General features: G+C 57.3%; 15 protein-coding genes. 5 read left to right on the top strand and 10 right to left on the bottom strand.

Annotated elements, in window-relative coordinates:
• From DTX69_RS29030 to DTX69_RS31165, 3 genes are all read right to left on the bottom strand, one after another.
• The coding region (locus DTX69_RS29030; RefSeq protein ID WP_284736141.1) for a calcium-binding protein at nt 1–5,830 on the bottom strand (5,830 nt) is incomplete at its 3' end.
• 5 nt (nt 5,831–5,835) lie between these two features.
• Nucleotides 5,836–6,624 (bottom strand): hypothetical protein, encoded by a 789-nt coding sequence (locus DTX69_RS29025; RefSeq protein WP_119305088.1) that lies wholly within the window; start codon nt 6,622–6,624, stop codon nt 5,836–5,838.
• Between the two features lie 456 nt (nt 6,625–7,080).
• Entirely contained in the window at nt 7,081–7,332 is a 252-nt protein-coding gene (locus DTX69_RS31165) for a lytic transglycosylase domain-containing protein (protein ID WP_119305091.1), read from the bottom strand.
• Here DTX69_RS31165 and DTX69_RS31160 point away from each other — a divergent pair.
• Nucleotides 7,239–7,859, top strand: coding sequence for a PAS domain-containing protein (locus DTX69_RS31160; protein ID WP_119305087.1), 621 nt, complete (start codon nt 7,239–7,241; stop codon nt 7,857–7,859). The genes DTX69_RS31165 and DTX69_RS31160 overlap by 94 nt on opposite strands.
• A 394-nt stretch (nt 7,860–8,253) precedes the next feature.
• Here DTX69_RS31160 and DTX69_RS29010 read toward each other — a convergent pair whose 3' ends face one another.
• The 3 genes from DTX69_RS29010 to DTX69_RS29000 all read right to left on the bottom strand — a co-directional run bounded on the left by DTX69_RS29010 (nt 8,254) and on the right by DTX69_RS29000 (nt 10,538).
• Entirely contained in the window at nt 8,254–8,628 is a 375-nt protein-coding gene (locus tag DTX69_RS29010) for a hypothetical protein (RefSeq protein WP_119305086.1), read from the bottom strand.
• Nucleotides 8,629–8,909: 281 nt separating this feature from the next.
• Nucleotides 8,910–9,869, bottom strand: coding sequence for a hypothetical protein (locus DTX69_RS29005; RefSeq protein WP_162917669.1), 960 nt, complete (start codon nt 9,867–9,869; stop codon nt 8,910–8,912).
• Nucleotides 9,870–9,917: 48 nt separating this feature from the next.
• Nucleotides 9,918–10,538: a thermonuclease family protein gene (locus tag DTX69_RS29000; RefSeq protein ID WP_284736140.1), complete on the bottom strand. Its 621-nt coding sequence runs from the start codon at nt 10,536–10,538 to the stop codon at nt 9,918–9,920.
• A gap of 318 nt (nt 10,539–10,856) precedes the next feature.
• Between DTX69_RS29000 and DTX69_RS28995 the strand changes: the two genes are divergently transcribed.
• From DTX69_RS28995 to DTX69_RS28985, 3 genes are all read left to right on the top strand, one after another.
• A complete protein-coding gene (locus DTX69_RS28995) occupies nt 10,857–11,213 on the top strand; it encodes a hypothetical protein (protein ID WP_162917668.1) in 357 nt (118 codons plus the stop codon).
• Nucleotides 11,214–11,236: 23 nt separating this feature from the next.
• A complete protein-coding gene (locus tag DTX69_RS28990; protein WP_119305082.1) occupies nt 11,237–11,809 on the top strand; it encodes an SOS response-associated peptidase family protein in 573 nt (190 codons plus the stop codon).
• Nucleotides 11,810–12,383: 574 nt separating this feature from the next.
• The gene (locus DTX69_RS28985) at nt 12,384–12,614 is read left to right on the top strand and encodes a helix-turn-helix domain-containing protein (protein WP_119305090.1); all 231 of its coding nucleotides are present in this window, start codon (nt 12,384–12,386) and stop codon (nt 12,612–12,614) included.
• Between the two features lie 438 nt (nt 12,615–13,052).
• On the opposite strand, the gene DTX69_RS31155 is transcribed toward DTX69_RS28985, so the two are convergent.
• Nucleotides 13,053–13,346 carry an MBL fold metallo-hydrolase gene (locus DTX69_RS31155; RefSeq protein ID WP_407644005.1) on the bottom strand — a complete coding sequence of 98 codons (294 nt, stop codon included), beginning with the start codon at nt 13,344–13,346 and terminating at the stop codon, nt 13,053–13,055.
• Here DTX69_RS31155 and DTX69_RS28975 point away from each other — a divergent pair.
• Nucleotides 13,323–13,526 (top strand): M20/M25/M40 family metallo-hydrolase, encoded by a 204-nt coding sequence (locus DTX69_RS28975; RefSeq protein WP_119305080.1) that lies wholly within the window; start codon nt 13,323–13,325, stop codon nt 13,524–13,526. The genes DTX69_RS31155 and DTX69_RS28975 overlap by 24 nt on opposite strands.
• Nucleotides 13,527–13,870: 344 nt before the next feature.
• On the opposite strand, the gene tcuA is transcribed toward DTX69_RS28975, so the two are convergent.
• The 3 genes from tcuA to DTX69_RS28960 are packed head-to-tail and all read right to left on the bottom strand — an operon-like array spanning nt 13,871 to nt 16,723.
• Nucleotides 13,871–15,346 carry an FAD-dependent tricarballylate dehydrogenase TcuA gene (tcuA, locus tag DTX69_RS28970; protein WP_119305079.1) on the bottom strand — a complete coding sequence of 492 codons (1,476 nt, stop codon included), beginning with the start codon at nt 15,344–15,346 and terminating at the stop codon, nt 13,871–13,873.
• A gap of 26 nt (nt 15,347–15,372) precedes the next feature.
• A complete protein-coding gene (locus tag DTX69_RS28965) occupies nt 15,373–15,987 on the bottom strand; it encodes a glutathione S-transferase family protein (protein ID WP_162917666.1) in 615 nt (204 codons plus the stop codon).
• 37 nt (nt 15,988–16,024) lie between these two features.
• Nucleotides 16,025–16,723, bottom strand: a complete 699-nt coding sequence (locus DTX69_RS28960) for a GntR family transcriptional regulator (RefSeq protein WP_119305077.1) — start codon at nt 16,721–16,723, stop codon at nt 16,025–16,027.
• Nucleotides 16,724–16,747: the final 24 nt, after the last annotated feature.

Genomic DNA, 16,747 nt, shown 5'->3' with positions numbered 1-16,747 from the left:
AGGACTGGACCGTGTCGGTGCCCTCCCCTTCGCTTTCGGTCGTCACGTCGCCGACATTGTCGACCACATAGGTGTCGTTGCCGGTCCCGCCGATCAGAGTGTCCGACCCGGTCCCGCCGTTCAGCGTGTCGGTTCCGTCGCCACCCGAAAGCTGGTTGGCACCTGTGTTGCCCGTGAGAACGTTGTCCAGTTCATTACCGGTGCCGTTGATTGCCCCACTACCGGTCAGGGTCAAATTCTCGACATTTGCCGACAACCCATACGTCACAGACGACTGGACGGTGTCGGCCCCCTCGCCTTCGTTCTCCGTCGTTACGTCGCCGGCGTTGTCGACCACATAGGTGTCGTTGCCGGTCCCGCCGATCAGGGTGTCCGCCCCGGCCCCGCCGTTCAGCGTATCGTTTCCGGAACCACCGATGAGTATGTTTGTGACGGAATTGCCCGTGAGTACATTGTTTAGCGAATTACCTGTGCCATTGATGTCCAGCGTACCGGTCAGCGTCAGGTTCTCAATGTTTGCTCCCAACGTCCAGGTGACCGTGGTCGCGATGGTATCGGTGCCCTCGTTGCTATTCTCTGTTACGAGATCATCGATGCTATCGACTATGTAAGTGTCGTTTCCCGTACCGCCGATTAGGGTGTCGGCGCCCGCCCCGCCGTCGAGCGTGTCATTACCCGCTCCGCCACTCAGCTGGTTTGCCCCACTGTTACCGGTAAGCACATTGCTGGCTGTATTTCCGCTGCCATTGATGTCAGCAGATCCCGTTAATACGAGGTTCTCGGTTCCAGCGGTGAGCGTCCAACTTAGACTGGCTTCAACGGTGTCCTCTCTATCAAAAGGGTTATCTTCAATGATGACATCATCCGGATTGTCTACGACATAAAGGTCGTCTCCACGACCGCCGACAAGTGTATCGACCCCCACGCCGCCGTCGAGCGTGTCTTTGCCATTGCCACCGCCAAGATAATCATCTCCCTCGAGGCCCATGCTGATACCGGAATAGCCGTCTTCTCTGGTAATCGTGTTGTTCAGAGCGTTTCCTATGCCAGTACCAAACCGGGTCAGGACTAGATTTTCAAGATTGGCACCGAGCGTCCATGACAACGAATGTACTGCCGACGAAGTTCGGACAGTGTCTATTCCGTCGTTTTCATTCTCAACAACAACGTCATTGACACTGTCGACCACGTATATGTCGTTGCCGGCTCCCCCGATCAGCGTGTCCGCACCAGTCCAACCATCCAGCCAGTCATTGCCCGCACCACCGTCCAGAACATCGTCTGAGCCATACCCCGCAAGCGTGTCGTCTCCCGGACTCCCGATCAGCAGAGAACTCTTTAGCTGCTCAAATGTGATCACCGCCCCGTCCGCGAACCGAAATTCCTCGATCCCGTACATCCCATACCCATTCATAAATTGATTCTGGATTACGAGGGACTCGCTGGTACCGGTGAGCTTGATTACGAGATCGTTGTAGTTAGTGCCGGCGCGGGAAAACGAGACGTTGGAGATTGAAACGTCCGCTGCAAACTGGACAACATCCTGATCGCCAGACGCAGACGCTTGAGGGGCATAGTCCAGAACAATGTCCTGTCCGTACCCATAACCGAAGACATAAGTATCGGAACCACTCTTTCCCTCAAGGTAATCATTTCCAGCACCGCCATCTAGCGTGTCGTCGAGATCGTAAAAGCCTACCAGCGTGTCCGCCCCGGCAGTACTCTTCAAGAAGCTTTGGGTTATATCGGAAATGCTCAGAACAGTTCCGTCTGTGAACTCAAATTCCTCTACAGGACGTCGTGGATACTGCCCGAACTGCCCTGAGATCATCAGCTGATCCGAGGTACCCGCCACCTTTACAATGAGATCCTCAAGCGAAGAGCCGCCAAGGGACCATTCTAGATCGATCGTCGCAATACCAGGTCCAAATTGAACGCGATCAACATCTTCAACACCGGTGTACACCCACCAGGAAAATTCCACGATATTGTCGACGCCGTAACCGCGATCAAAGACGTAAGTATCGGCGCCTGTGCCCCCTTCAAGCTTGTCATTACCCGCTCCGCCATCGAGTGTGTCATCGCGATCGTTCGCACCGACCACGTAATCATCGCCGGTCGATACGGGAAAGAATTGCATTTGGATGTCGCCCCAAGGGACGATCGTTCCATCAGCGAAGACGAAAAGTTCAATGGCAGGTGCCGCGTAGACGAACTGGTCCAGAATCCGAAGCTGTTCGCCTGTCCCGTTGATCGTGACGAGTAGATTGTTCGTACCTGCTTCTCGACTGAAGGTTACATCCTGAAGCGATAGCTCCGATGTAAAACGCACAGTGTTTGTGCCACCCCAACCTTCGTAGTCTGTTTCAAGACCTACCGCCTCTCCTACCTCTCTAATCTCGTCGGAACCACAGCCTGTACCAAAGACGTAGGTATCTCCTTCATAACCGCCTACGAGGATGTCGGCTCCAGCCCCCCCTACAATAAGCGTCTCGCCGTCAAAGGCCCCACGATTGCCGCCGTTATCAAGTAGGTAATCATCTCCGGATCCCCCGATCATTGCACTCAGCAGGTCATCGTGAGTGAATTGTATGCCACTAGAAGACAGGACGGAATTGATGGCTGCTTCAAATGTGGCCGGCGTCATTCCAAATTCCGCCCGAAGGACCTGCAGCACTGAGCACATCGCATTCCAGTACTGGAGCTTGGCGATTTCCCCAGTTGGCGCATGACTAACAAGAGAGTCCAAAACTGACGATAAGCTTATATTATCAGGCAAAGATAAGAATGCGCCGAGCTTAAGCTCAAGCCCTGGAAACAGTTCTTGCCCGACGGGTATTTGTGCCACCAACTGCGTGAGAACAACGGCGCGTTCTCTGAGGTATTCCGCTGAGAGGGGCCAACCATTGACATAGTCCTGTCCCCTGTCATTCTCTAAAGCAGCAGTCCACTGAGCGTTATGAATGCCACCGCCTGCGAGTGGATCAACAGCGGCCGCCCCCCACCACCGCAAAAGTATTGAGTCAACCTGCTGCATGAGGAGCGGAAGCTCGGCAGTAGTAAATGCAGCGAGATCAGAAACGAGCGACTGGAGAACAGGATCTCCTGCCATCGCTACACGAAGATCCCTTACCTCTCCCCTGCCGTTCAGGTCCGGCAAGCTCAACAATACCGGATCGGTGATCGGTGCTGAATCGTCCCACGTTAGCCTGGGATCATAGCGGAACCAGGCTTCTCCCATCTGAGAAGATGATCCATCCGCCATGGTGAAGATGGCTGTCTTAGCGATGTAGGAATCGCCAAAGTACTGATATCCCGATTTTGTTGCAGTTCCGAGGCTCGTGATACCGAGCTCTGCAAGAGTTCGGAGCTCGCCTTGATCGGTGAAGCCGTCGGAATCACCGTCTACCCATAGCCGGAAGGAGGTAAATCCCGCGTCTTGGCTGTCGATAATTCCGTCTTGATTGCTGTCAAACAACTTAAGTTCGGCTAGACCAGCGTTCGCGGTTTCATTTTCCTTTCCAATGAACCAACCAGCACCGACGAGTTCAGTTGCATCATCAATTATGCCATTCGCGTTCTTATCTATGACAAGGAGCGCATCGTCCGGCTTCACCCACCCCGTAAGCTCCTTAAACCCGTCGACGTCCATATCAAAGTAGGCACCTGAATCACGCCCACCTGTAATGACCTTGTTATTGAGGTCCACGAATCGCGTCAGCTGATAGAGCTCGAAACCATCACCATCAAGGTCGAAAACAATCGGATCGAAGTAGTTCGGTACGCCGGGGCCTAGGTTGATACCTGCGTCGCCAGGCGACCAGTTCTTAAGCGTGACTTTACCGCCGTCCGGAAGTTCTATTACCAAGCCGCCGCCTGATTCTCTATAGATCTCTCCGTTGGCGCCCTTGTAATCACCAGTCGGAAATCCGTCTTCATCGAGCAGCTCTTCGCCGCCTGTGTAGAACTTTCCGCCGATTTTGACGCGATCGTATCGGTCGGGATCTGTAATGATAGTGCCGGCATAAGCTATGAAAGTGTCGCCACCAGCCCCACCGGTAAGAGTGTCCTTTCCACCACAGCCGTCCAGGACATCATCGCCGGCGTTACCGACGAGTTCGTTGTCGTTGTGATCGCCTCTAATCTGGTCGTTCTCTTTTGAGCCACTCGCGTTTTCGATGTTTAGAATTTCCTGTACGGTGCCATCGTCATTGGACATCACCGCGGTGCCGGCGCCAAGGTCGACAAGCACTGGACCGTTTACGCCAGACCAGTCGATAGTGTCCCTGCCGCCCCCACCATCGATACGGTGGAAACCTTGTGTCGCTCTAAATTCATCATCACCGGTTGTACCGATAACTCCCTCGATGGAAATTAGCTTGTCCGTGCCGCCTAGGCCGTCTGACGCGGTCCCTGCTATCAAATCGACCTTTACGGGATTCGTGGATGTTGAGTAATCAGCAGTGTCAAATCCATCCGCGAGTCCGGTCTGCAGACCTGCACCCCCGCCGTGAAGTAGGTCGTCGCCCTCGCCGCCTACAAAGATATCGTCCTGAGACCCCCCATAAAGCTGATCATTTCCTTGCCCACCTGACAGTACGTCCTTTCCCTCCTTGCTTTCATCTCTATCTGATGCACTAAAATCCCCGAAGATCACATCATTGCCTGAAGCGCCCGTCAGGGTATCTGCTCCACCTTCGCCGATTATTAGTACTGTGGTGCTCGCCGGGAGCTTTGATATCTTTGAGGCATCATAGGTACCGCTCTGGTTTCGCAAGGGATCGACTACGACTTCTGTACTCTCAGGGTAAGCGCCATCAATTTGATACGCGGCGAAGACTTGCTCAAAAGCGAGCTGAAAAGCTTCACGGCGTGTCGGAATCTCCATGCCATAGATGTTCGTTGCTTGGTTGATCCGTGAGGCATTGGCCTGGTCGAATTCCAGTATAGTTTGGCCATGCTTATTAGCACCCGATTCGAGTGCATGTTTGCCGAACATCGCGAAGACAGCTTTTGCCGCATCGAGATCAGGACCGCTGTCACCGTACAGGCCGAACATAGTGCTCTCGGCCAGTCTGCGATTGACGATTCCGCCTAAGTTGTACGTGTTGAGATTATATCGGATCACATACCAGGTCTCTGCGCGGGCCGCATCCGGGTCGGCCAGCAGCAGAGCCGCCCCCAGTTCTGGGTGATTCGTATTGGATAGTTGACCGTTGTAAGAGAGTGAAACAAATGCCGCGCGTTCACTAGATTGCGGCATATCCGGGAGACCAAGAGATGTTAGGTAGTTCGTTAGACGCGCCTCATAAATCGTGTCGAGCGTGTACTGGAGCATCGCATCTGCCTGCGGCTCCGTTAGATAAACCGCTTGGAGATCTGAAAGGTGGTACGTTGCTCCAGGAAAGGAAAACGTGTCTTGCAGAGGGTCAAGATTGTCGTTCCAGCCGCTTCCACTAAATATGTCGGCTGTTGTAAGCGGCCTTGTCGTTCCATCTTCGAATGTGACTGGCGTATCTTCCTTCCAAAAGTAAATGATATCGAGTGCCTTCTGTACGTCAGCGGGGATCGACCCGCCAAACGCAGCTGAAATCGAATTCTGAATTGTTGTGAACGAAGTGCTTTGTAAGTTGAGGCCATAACCCAGTGTTGGGATGCCTGCACTATCATCATGAATGCGGTGAAAGTCAGCTGCAGGGTGATTTACTCCGTCGATTACCGCTCCTGTTCCGTTGAGCAGGTAGCTATTTTCCGCAACCTTGATCAGCCGTGAACGATCCGCAGTATAACTGCCCCAGAGCCAGTTAGTGCTGTAATTGGAGAGTGCCATTTGACCTACTCCTTGTAGATATCACGGGGGTTGGTAGGGATGTGAACTTGTGGATCAAGAACACAGTCCAGCGAGAAGGACCCGTCTGGACGACCGGAGAAAACAAACAGGAAGTCGTCTGGCGCAAACTCGTACGCGTTGCCCTCGACTACATAGGTCCTGCCCTGCACGCTAAAAATCTCATGCCTCGGATAACCTGAGCCAAGTTTCGTCAACCCAAGACCTTCTAGAATTCGAGAGAAGCGCTCACGATCCTTCGTGCGAGGAACAACCAAACGGTCGTCAAGCTCACCTGCAGCTAGCGCGCGCCATGCCGCCGATTGAGAGGGATCCTTCAGATTGCTGCTAGGGTCGAACGGACCATCCGCTGCAAGGACCGTAGAATCTCTGCCTGCTGACATACTATGCGCCCGAAACACAGGCCTATTAGAGCCATTGTTGAACAAGTCAACTTGAGCAATCTCGGCAAGTCCGGCGAGAAAGCCCGTCGAGCGGCGAAGTGGTGTCCAATGTGCTTGATCTGACGAGTGCGAAAGGATCTCAAAATAATCGAGCGCTTTACCCTTCGGATCGAATGGCTTCTCGAATTCCGTAAGTATTGCCTCACACTGATCGTCTGTCGCACCGTAAGCGAGAGCGAATAGGTTCGCAGGGCGACCATGGGCCACAATTTGCTCAACAGTGACGGCGTCTTGGGCGAGAGATCCTTCGTCGGCTTTTGGCTCTCGAAGTGCCGTAATGGTGGCGAGAATGGCGGCCACCCATAGGAGTCGATAAGAAACAACACCGGACATGACAGCTTCGTAGCCTCCGTCTCCTTGAAGAAGCGATCGTTGTCACAACGTGAAGTTCGCCCCTAACTCATTTGGAGAAACGTGCTACCTTCCCATGTAACAAACTCCCGACGATTGTCTTTGCTAGCCTATCAATCGACGACAACTGTCAGAAGTGGCGCCACTGCTGATGTCGGCGCAAACGCGCAACACCACTCATTCGATGCGCAGTTGAGCGGACGAGTTCGCCACGCCCTTGAGCATCGGCACGAATAGCGGCCAAATTGCGTTTGATCTGCGAAGCTCGCTCTGCCCAACGAGCGAGAAAGAGCCCCCTGTCAATTCCCATCCAACAGTACTTCAATCTATGGTCGTCTGCAACATTGATGCGACCTTAGGCTGTATTTTTCTTTTCAGTGTCACGTACGTTAATCGACGGTCAGTTCGTTCATCTGGCATTCATCTTCGGATGACGGCTTACTTATTAAGGCGCTTCCACATGGCAAAGACTTTGCTTCCATGTAATCGCGCCTGTATTGGCGTTTTGAAATTATAGCGGCCGATCGCCTTCCAAGTCGCGCCATGCTGGTTGATCTCCTGTCGCAAGATCCACACCCCCACTGAAATGTTGGTGCATGGATCGAATAGATGATCGCGGCTGCACGAGGTCAAACACGACGGGCAAGCGGCAAGGCCGGTTCGCACCAAGCCGGTCCGATATAGAGCCATTGGATCTCGTTCCAATCCTGCCGCGCATCATGCTTGCAGATGTGATTCCTGATCCATTGGACTTCCGATATCGTCTCAGTGGGACAGCAATCGCCGACGTGCACGGTACCGAGCTTACTGGCCTGGCGCCGCGCGATTTGAAGCCCAGTGAATATGGCCGCCTCATTGATGGGCATTACCGACAATGTGTGATGGAGCGCCGGCCTCTCATGCATTTGATCATGCTTGACTCGGCCAGGCTCGGCGACGCTGGCGCGGTTGAGATCCGTTCGGCGTCGACAGGCCTCGAAGGCATGGATTGGCTCAGCAAGGCCGGCACGGCTCCGCATAGACCGTTACGGCTCTGCATCGAAGGCGGAGCATGGCCCTGCAACGCAGGCGTGGTCTCGCGTGTCGGAGAGAAGCTGCGCCTGGGCGAGTGGTGGAAAGGACGAGCACGGCAGGCTGGGTTGAGAGCGGATCATCTCAGCACGGCATTTCATGTGAAGTGCTCGGCAAGGCTTGGAGAGGCCGGCATGGCGTGGTGATGACCGGGACCGCCATCGGCGGCAAGGCGTGGTGTAGACCCGCATCGGTGGCGAGGCGCGGACGGGATAGGCACGCAAGGCGAAGTGCGAACCGGCCTGGGATGGTGCAGCAGGCTGGGTCGAGCCCGGACTCGGTCGGAATGGATTGGCGATCGACGGCGAGGTGCGTCCGGGAGAGGCAAGGCCGGCGATGCGAGGCCCGTCATCGACTGTCGATGCGAGGTGAGCGATGTGCGGAGCTGCATCATTAGGCCTGTCAAGGCGTGGCCGGCGAGGCGATCGGTGGCGAAGCACAGCCTGGTGCGGAGCATCGAGGTCGTGCTCGGCAGGCTTCGATTGGATCGGCAGCATTGGGCCTGAGATGGCTAGGGCTGATTGGCGAGGTACGGCAGGCTCAGCAAGGCTTCTTTCGGAATGGCTCGTTTCGGCTCGTTTCGGGCAGGCGTGTTTGTGCAAGGACCGTCCTGGTGTAGCAGGCGCGGCAAGGATACCGGCGCATGCCCATCATATCGTGACCCATCATCGACCTCGCGCCCATCATGCCGTGCTGCATCATCATGTCCTGACCCATCATGCCGGGTTGACCGGGCTGTGCTCCCTGACCTTGTTCCGCCGCGTCTTCGGGCTCGGAAGGCGGCGTCGCCTGTGCGATCATGGCATCGGGATGGTGCGGATCGGCCGCGTTCGTTTGCGGGGCGGCTGCAAAGGTCACGCCGGCGGCGACAATCGCGGCGAACGCGGCCGCGCGTAGTAGTTCAGTGAAAGTCATAGGGTGCTCCTTGCCTTTTTTAGGGCTCTGCAGAGCCCATTCCTTCGCGGCTCTGCGCCTTTAACAAAGAGGCAATAGCAGTCGTGCCTTTCAAACCGGTCCCAATGTCCGCTGGGGCGACATCCGAACGCCGCTCTTCTGAGGCCATGTCCCTTGAGGGGAGGCGGTCTGAAGCGCCGAACCAACCATCCGTTCTGTTGCGGGTCTGACACCGCGCACGGTCGGTGGTATCGGTGTGAGCCCCCGCCACGCGCGGGGTCTCGCTCGTAAGCGCCTGATCCTCAAACGATTCTCAGCGACTGCAGTCGCAGGTCGCATGGAACTCGAGGTGAAGGAACCAGCCCATCTGCAACCGCCGCCTTTCCAACGACCGCGCAGATGGATCTGGCGGCCCAGTGGGCATTACAGGCTTGATCAAAGGATGAGGGCACGTCTCCGTACCTTACCTTCGCGTCGCAGTTAGCATCCCGAACATGCTTTTTGACGATCCCGGTCAGACCGTGCCCGGTGACCAGATCCGAAAGCTTCACGATATCATGAGTATTCGTGAAGGAAATCCGCTTGAGCTTGCAATAAGCCTTTATGATCTTCTCAGTGGCGTGGAGTGAGTGCCAGCGGGATAGTCCGTACTCACGCAGGTAGCTGGGGCTCTGCCCCACAATGCATTCAACACTTGTAAACAAATCGCCGCGCGCTTCGGGGCCAAATCGAGCTTTGAAGAGAACCTCTATTGCCACGAATTGATGTGTCGCCTTGACCACCTCACTCGTAATCTGGAAGAGCTCATGAGGCGATAGAACGGCGCAAAGCCCTCGCTGAAGCCCGTCAACACAATCGAGAACGTTTAATACGTTGTTTGGGAGGGAGTTCGGTTGGCCGTGCTTACTGCGATCGCAAATCGCGTGGACAGTTCCCGACACACGGGGCAGCACTAGCCGATATGCGTCCCCTCGAATGACGATGACTGAATTGCCGGGCCCCCAATCCGCCTTCAGCCTGTCACCGCACCTGGTATCAAACCAGTCGAAAATCCGAATAGCCAGGTCGTCCCCCTCGTAGGAGTCGTCGACCGGCTTTGCCCCGCTCGGGGGCATTCTCAGTCCCAGACCGTATCGGCTCGAGATCAAGAACCAACCCTTGATCGGCCGATGGTGGATTGGAATGTCTTGTCGCTGTAGTTCGGCGTTGACGCCCTCCATCAACTTGAGAAACTCCGCCTCTGACGCGATCTGCAGCCCCACCCGCAACTCCCCTAACGCCCACGCATGCCCCCTCAGACGCGGTGCCGCCTACCGCTTTGACCGGCGCCAGCCCGCCGCTCGCGCTTCAGTCTCGCTGCAAAACCATCGCTCGCCTTTGCTCTCGGAAATCTTGGTTTCGTCGTACCATTGCCCACCGGGCACGTGATAGATGCGCTCGCCCTTGGAATTGATGTTGCCCTTGATCAAGCAGCTCCCGGCATCCTGCGTGTCTGCTGGTGCTAGAACGGGTGTTTGAGGCTGGGCTTGGGCTCGCTGGTGTTCGCGTTCTTGCGTGCGCCAATCCCAAGGCGGCACGAATGTGCCGGCCCATATGCCTCGCCCAGCCGCACGGGCGGCATTCTCTTGCCCGATATAGGCCGTGCTGTATCGCCGATAGGCGAGCGCAAGGCCCTCGCTGACCAGCCAAGCGCCCAGATCCTCGCCGCCGGCTCGGCAGACCGCCAGCAGCCGTTCATAGCCGTCGAGCTCGTCACCCTCGCACCGCACGGTCGCCGAGCCGATCCTGTCGGCCAGCGCCAACGCCGCTCGTTGGCCGCAGCGCCAAGTTTGCCCCGCCGCGTCCAGGCAGGTCTGCTCGCTCTCCGGCGCGTCGATGCCGACGAGGCGCACGCGCTCACCACGAATCTCTAGCGTGTCGCCATCGATCACGGAAGCGCGCCCAACTGAAGCCCCCGCGGGGGTGGCGGCAGCAACCGGGGTTGATGATCTCTCCGAGTTCGCAGCAAACCAGGCTGTCACTGCTATGACGGCGACAACGCACGCCAAGGCCAATTCCATTGGCGTCGGCAGCCACGCGTGTTTGCGAGTAGCACGGTGGCCTGCGCTCAACGACCGCTGGCGCCGCTGCCACTGTGCAAAGTCTTGTAGGTCCCCCAACTGGCCCTCCCGTCGTGATCCTCGCGCCGCGGTTGCGGACCGTCAAGGGCTGTGGCAGCCTGTTCCTGAGGGACGAGTAGCGATAACTAGATGAGCGACTGCCCGCTCGCCAGGATCCAAGGGAGCCTGCCAAAAATGACCCTTTCTCCATGGCAACGCATTAAGCGGCGGTTGAGCCTCATGGGCGGGAGCTACGAGCATCCCGACGGTTTTCTTGAGCTGGATTTCGAAGCGGACGCTGGCATTGAGCGCGGTGATAGCGAGGCGGTCAAAGAACGCAAATTGGCAATACACGCTGCCCGGCAACGAACATGGCAGAAGGTATACGGAGGTATCCTCGTTGGGGTCGCCGCGTGCTACTTAGCCGTGAAGATGGGCGTTCCTACAGTGGACGCCATCGCGATAGGCGGCCTGGTTAGCTGGGGCCTGATGCTGATTGCTCGGTAGTCGCTCTCCGTGCAGCTTTACAGATGCCTTGTACTTCGCCTGCGCTCTGGCGGGCGTTTTTCATCCACGTTTACGTAGGCGACGACGGCCAGGATGATCGCGAAGAGGATGATGGCGCGAAGCCCGCGGCCCTTAGTCGCGTCAGTGGTGGCGCGCTGATTGATTCGGTTGCGCGCGCCTGGCCGGGTCTGTGGCCCATCCGGCACCGCGCTGTACCTTCAGGCCGAGCCGATGCCGATTGGCCGCCGAACTACAACGTCGCGCCGACGCATATCATGCCGGTGGTCCGGCCGGTCGATAGCGGCCGCGAACTGGCGATGATGGAATGGGGCCTGATCCCGTTCTTCAGCAAGGACGGCGCTCGCAGCTTCACCACCTTCAATGCGCGCGCCGAAGAGCTGCGCAATAAGATGGCAATGTTGGCTGCGGGGAGAGGATTTGAACCTCTGAGCCGTCGGGTTAGCAGACCCTCTGTCGTGAATAACCCAGAACGGGTCATTTGGCTGACGCCCGTCCTGCGCACGCGCCCCATTCCAATCAATGGACCGCGAGTGCTCTCGACAAGCACCCAGGACTATCCCGCTCGTGCGGCATAGTCTTCCAAGTTCAAGACCTCTTAGAAAGCGTGTTCGCGTCATCATCGCTGGATTCTGATGGGCGATGCCGCGCGGATCCAAACAGCCATTTTTCGAACGACGCGAATTTGACCAGTATGTTTCTGCTGTATCCGCGCTCAAGGATTTAAAAAACTCAACGCGAATACGATTTCGAGTGATGACCATGTGCCTGCTGGGGACTTGCTACGATCGGGCCACGAAAGTCCATGAAAGAACTCTGAGACTTTTTGAGTGCCTTAGGTGGTGGACGCAGCATAACTTAGAGCTGGGATTAGGGAGCGGTGCTGCACTTTCGATACTGATGAGACTCGCTGTCAGGCAGATCAAGTCGAGGCGCGGTGACCTCGCAGAATGCGGCAGGCCCGACGCAGCGGCATCGTCGACGACCTATCATTTCCGCAGCAGTGTGCAGCACGAAATGCGACCACGTGCACCATAGCTTCCCATTTAGATGCGCTCTCGTTGATCAGTTATCTCTGCAAGGCCATTTCTAGAACAGCTGCTGCGCAACGTTCCGAGCGCTCGATAGGTGACGGCCGAGATGGTGAGTTCGATGGACAAGACCAAGTATCTAACGGCGGAGGAGGTTTCGGAACGTTATCGGGGAGGCATCTCCGTAGGCACGTTGAGAAACTGGCGAGCCATGAGGGTCGGACCAGACTTTGTCAAAATCGGCAAGGCAGTATTGTATCCAATCGAGGCACTCGACGCCTGGGATCGAAAGAATACAGTGACATGCGGTGCGTCAAACCGACTCGCCATGGGCTCCAGTGAAGAAGAATGATGGTCACCGCCTGAGCATCCAAAACCGATCCCATAGCCGTCACCATTGCCCTGCCCAGATGTTCGCTTTTGTGTTTTCATTCAATCTCTAGGCCGCACAAATGGCCTCGCGCACAAGGATCCCGCTTGCTACCCCACGGGTACTCTCGATCACTATGTGTCACGCTTCGCTTTTGAATTCTCCTTGCACGAGCGACCTCAAATTTTATACAGCCCTCAAACCTCCGCCTGAGCAAGAACGGCATGTAAATGCGGCGGTCACAAGTTGCCAACCGGTGGCACTGACCACTCCGTCTGATGTCGTGGAGGAACTGCACTAGGCGCCCTCACCTCGAGGAATGCGGCCATGAGAGGCGGAATCCCCATTACAGGCTTCGACAAGAGTTTTGCGGGATTTAGCGAGAAAAATTGCCGGCCTAACTCGTCGTACGGGCCCGCCCTAGCTGTTCAGCGGGCAGGCGGAGATTCGCTGGCGGGCGATGAACTCGCGCAATATTTCTCTAAATCTACCCCTCCCAAAACTTCCGAAATGACCGGCATGAACGATCTTGACAGGCCAATCGTAAAGGCGCTCCACACTCGCCAGAAATAAATCCATGTCCGAGTGATACAGGCGCAACGTACCGATCCCGTTCGGGCCATCGTGCACAACGTCGCCTGAGAACAACGATCCATGTTTCGCGTCCCAGAATGCTACGGATCCGGGTGAATGGCCGGGTATCCCTATATCCATATCCCTTCCGGCGCCGGGCACGATGCCCGCTACATTGCTGAAATTGCCCCCACTGGAATGATTTTCATTCCGTGTTGGCGGGGCCTCAGCCACAACGAGGCGGAGAACGCGACCTCGCATGACGTCGCCGCTGGAGCTCAGGTTCTCACCAATACTCTCATCGTGTTGGCCAATCGCTGAGCGATATCCGTCGCGCGACATTTGGCCATGGAGATCCGCAACGAGTGACTTCGAATTTCGCACCGCCCTTAGCTTCCGCCTAGGCAACCACGGCATGTAAGTGGAGCAGACATAAGCCGCCAACCGGCGGCGCTGGCCACTGCGTCTGATCTCGTGCAGGAGATGGACGGGGCGCCCTCACCTGCCAGGAATGCCGCCATAGCGGCACGTCTTCAGCTTCGCCCAGTTCCCCATGGGGAGGTTTTATCGCTCCTGTTCCGGAGCGCGGCGAGTAGCCTCGCGCTCAGAACTTGTCAGTCTCATCCAACTGCATGACGCACAGTCGGCGAACTTACTTTCGGTGTCTAATGACGCGTTGCCGTTTCTCCTGCGATCCGGCCAAAGACAGCGCCAGACGTCAGGCCTGTTCCACCCGGATAATTGAAGTAGAACAGCCCCCCAACCATTTCGCCCGCGGCATACAGGCCCGGGATCGGCGCGCGATTGATGTCGAGTACGCGCGCGGACTCGTCGATCGACAGTCCGCCGAATGTAAAGGTGATGCCGCAGGTGACCGAGTACGCCTCGAACGGTGGTTCATCGATCCGGTTGGCCCAGTTCGATTTGGGAACGTCGAGTCCCGGCGCCGATCGGCCGTCCTTGACGTTCGGATTGAAAGGCGTGTCGGTATCCACTGCCTCGTTAAACGCCCGAATTTCCGCTAGCGCCGCGTCGGCATCCACATCTTCGAGCCTCCGTATGAGTTCTTCGATCGTCGCCGCGGTCACTTTCGTGACCTGCCGGATACGATACTCGTCACGCAGCAAATGGGTGACCTTGCGATCGAAGATCTGCCAGGCGAACTGTCCCGGCTGCTCCAGGATGACCCGGCCGTATTTCGCGTATGTGTAATTTCTGAAGTCAGCCCCTTCGTCGACAAACCGCCGGCCCTTCGCATTAAGCATGATACCGAAGGGATAGCTGTGCTTCTGAAATCCGTCGCCTACGTCGAGGTCCCCGAACTCGGGCGCGTTTCGTTCCCAGCCAACTGCGTGGCATCCCGACCAATGGCCGCATGACGCCGCCCCGGCTTCGAGCGCCATGCGTATGCCGTCGCCCTGGTTGAACCGACTGCCGCGCACTTTCGCGAGATCCCATCCGGGACCCAAGTAGCGCGTGCGCCACTCAGGATTGGCTTCGAAACCTCCGGCAGCGAGAATCACCGAGCGCGCGGCGATGCGGGTCACCTGGCCACGGTGACGCGCCACCAGTCCAACCACGGCATCGTTCTTGCGCACCAATCGTTCTGCGCGGCACTCGTAGAGAACGTCAATGCCGGCCTTTCCGCAGGCCTGGGTGAGCGCGGTAACCAGGCCCGGCCCACCGCCCCACGCCTCTACGGTAAGTCCGCCCCAGAACTTGAAACGACCATCGACCTTGAATGCCTGCCGGCCATAGATGGGAGCGAACCGCACGCCTTTGCTCTGCATCCAAAGCAACGTTGGGAGGCTACGATTGACTAACAACTCGGCCAACTCCGGGTTGGTGCGATAGTGAGTGACGCGCCCCATGTCGTCCAGAAAGTCGCCAGCGCTATAGTGGCCGAAATCCGTACGCGCCTTCTCATCCTCTGTGAGATCGGGCATCAGCGTCGCCAGATCATCCACGCCGTCATAAACTACGCGCATGGCACCGGCGGTGAAACGGCTATTGCCGCCACTCTGCTCGATCGGCGCAGCCTCAAGAAGCAGCACCTGCTTGCCGCTTTCCCGGGCGGCAAGCGCTGCACACAACGCAGCGTTTCCCGCTCCGACGACGACGACGTCGTATCTCCCATCCATCTGTCTACCTCACCGGTTGTGCGCGGCTATGCCGCCGGCAGCGCGGTCTGTTGCATCGAATCGCGGCTGCTAAATGCTTCATGGAACCGGCCCAGCTGCGGACGTGACCGACGCCACGTCCAATCCGGGAACCGATAGTCGAGATAACTCAGTACCACCGCGACAGTGATCGAGCCGACTGTCACCTTGGCAAGCTCCGGTTGCCAGCGACCTTCCAGCGTGTCGAGGGCAGTAACCACTCTCAATTTCATCCGCTCAAGCCACGCATGCCAGTGCAGCTCTGGTGGCCGTTGCGCGACTTCATTGCGGTATCCGACCGCCGCATCGGCAATACCGTGACCAACCGCCTGAAGAGTCAGCACGCGCGTGCGGACGAGCCCGCGGCGGGCAAGTAAATCCTCCTTGCCTGCGATGTCGCAAAGATAGTCGATGATCACCCGCGAATCGTGCACGGCATCATCGGCTTGCGTGACGAGTACCGGGATCTGGCCGATTGGCGAGAGCGCGACGAGGTCGGCATTGGCCGTCGCGACTGTGACGCCGGTCGCGACAAGAGAGACATCACCGCCGATTCCAGCTTCATGCGCGGTGACAAAGCACATGCGCACATAGGGGGAAATCATATCGCCATAGATCTTCATGGAACTGCCTGACGCTGCTAGCACATCGACGTGGTGGTCAGACCGCGTGCCGCGCCAGGGCAGCGAGGCTCTTCTCCAGCGTCTCCGTGACATGGGCAAGGTGATCGCGCGTTGCTTTCTCGGCACGATCCGCGTCTCCCGCGCAGATTGCCTCGACGATCTCCGTATGCTCGCTGATCGACTGGTGAATGCGGCCAGGATAGAGAATCGTCCGGAACTGAAATCTGACAATCTGCGAATTGAGGTTCGACAGCACCCGGCTGGCGGTCGCATGCCCAGAAATCCGGCGAACCTCGGCGTGCAGCACGCCATTCTGGCCGGAATAGGTCATGAAGTCTTCCTTGTCGATCGCATCCCGCAGGCTCTGCAGGATTTCACGCAGGCGCTTGCGATCCGCCGGCGTCGCACGCTGGGCTGCCTGACGCGCGATCAACGATTCGAGCGCAGTGCGGACCTGCAAGATTTCCAGAGCTTCCTGCTCGCTGATGACACGCACACGCGCGCCGCGATTCGGTTCCGAAACAACCAAACCCTCCTGTTCCAGCTTGCCAAGCGCGAGTTTCACCTTGGCGCGGTTCACACCGAGCCAGGCCGCCAACTCGGCCTCGACCAGCCGCTGGCTCGGCATGAAATGGCCGGTCTCGATCGCCCTCCGCAGCTCGGCCGTCGGGTCAACCCTCTCCTTGGCAGTCTTCTCCTTTGCCCCGCGCGCCGAGCGCCCCTCGTAGCTTTTCATTCGGTTTCCCGTTTCTTTGATGAC

This window comes from Dongia deserti, from assembly GCF_003574735.1.
GTDB classification, from domain to species: Bacteria; Pseudomonadota; Alphaproteobacteria; order Dongiales; family Dongiaceae; genus Dongia_A; species Dongia_A deserti.
Note: the sequence above shows the minus strand (reverse complement) of the source record. Positions and strands in the feature narration are given on the sequence as shown.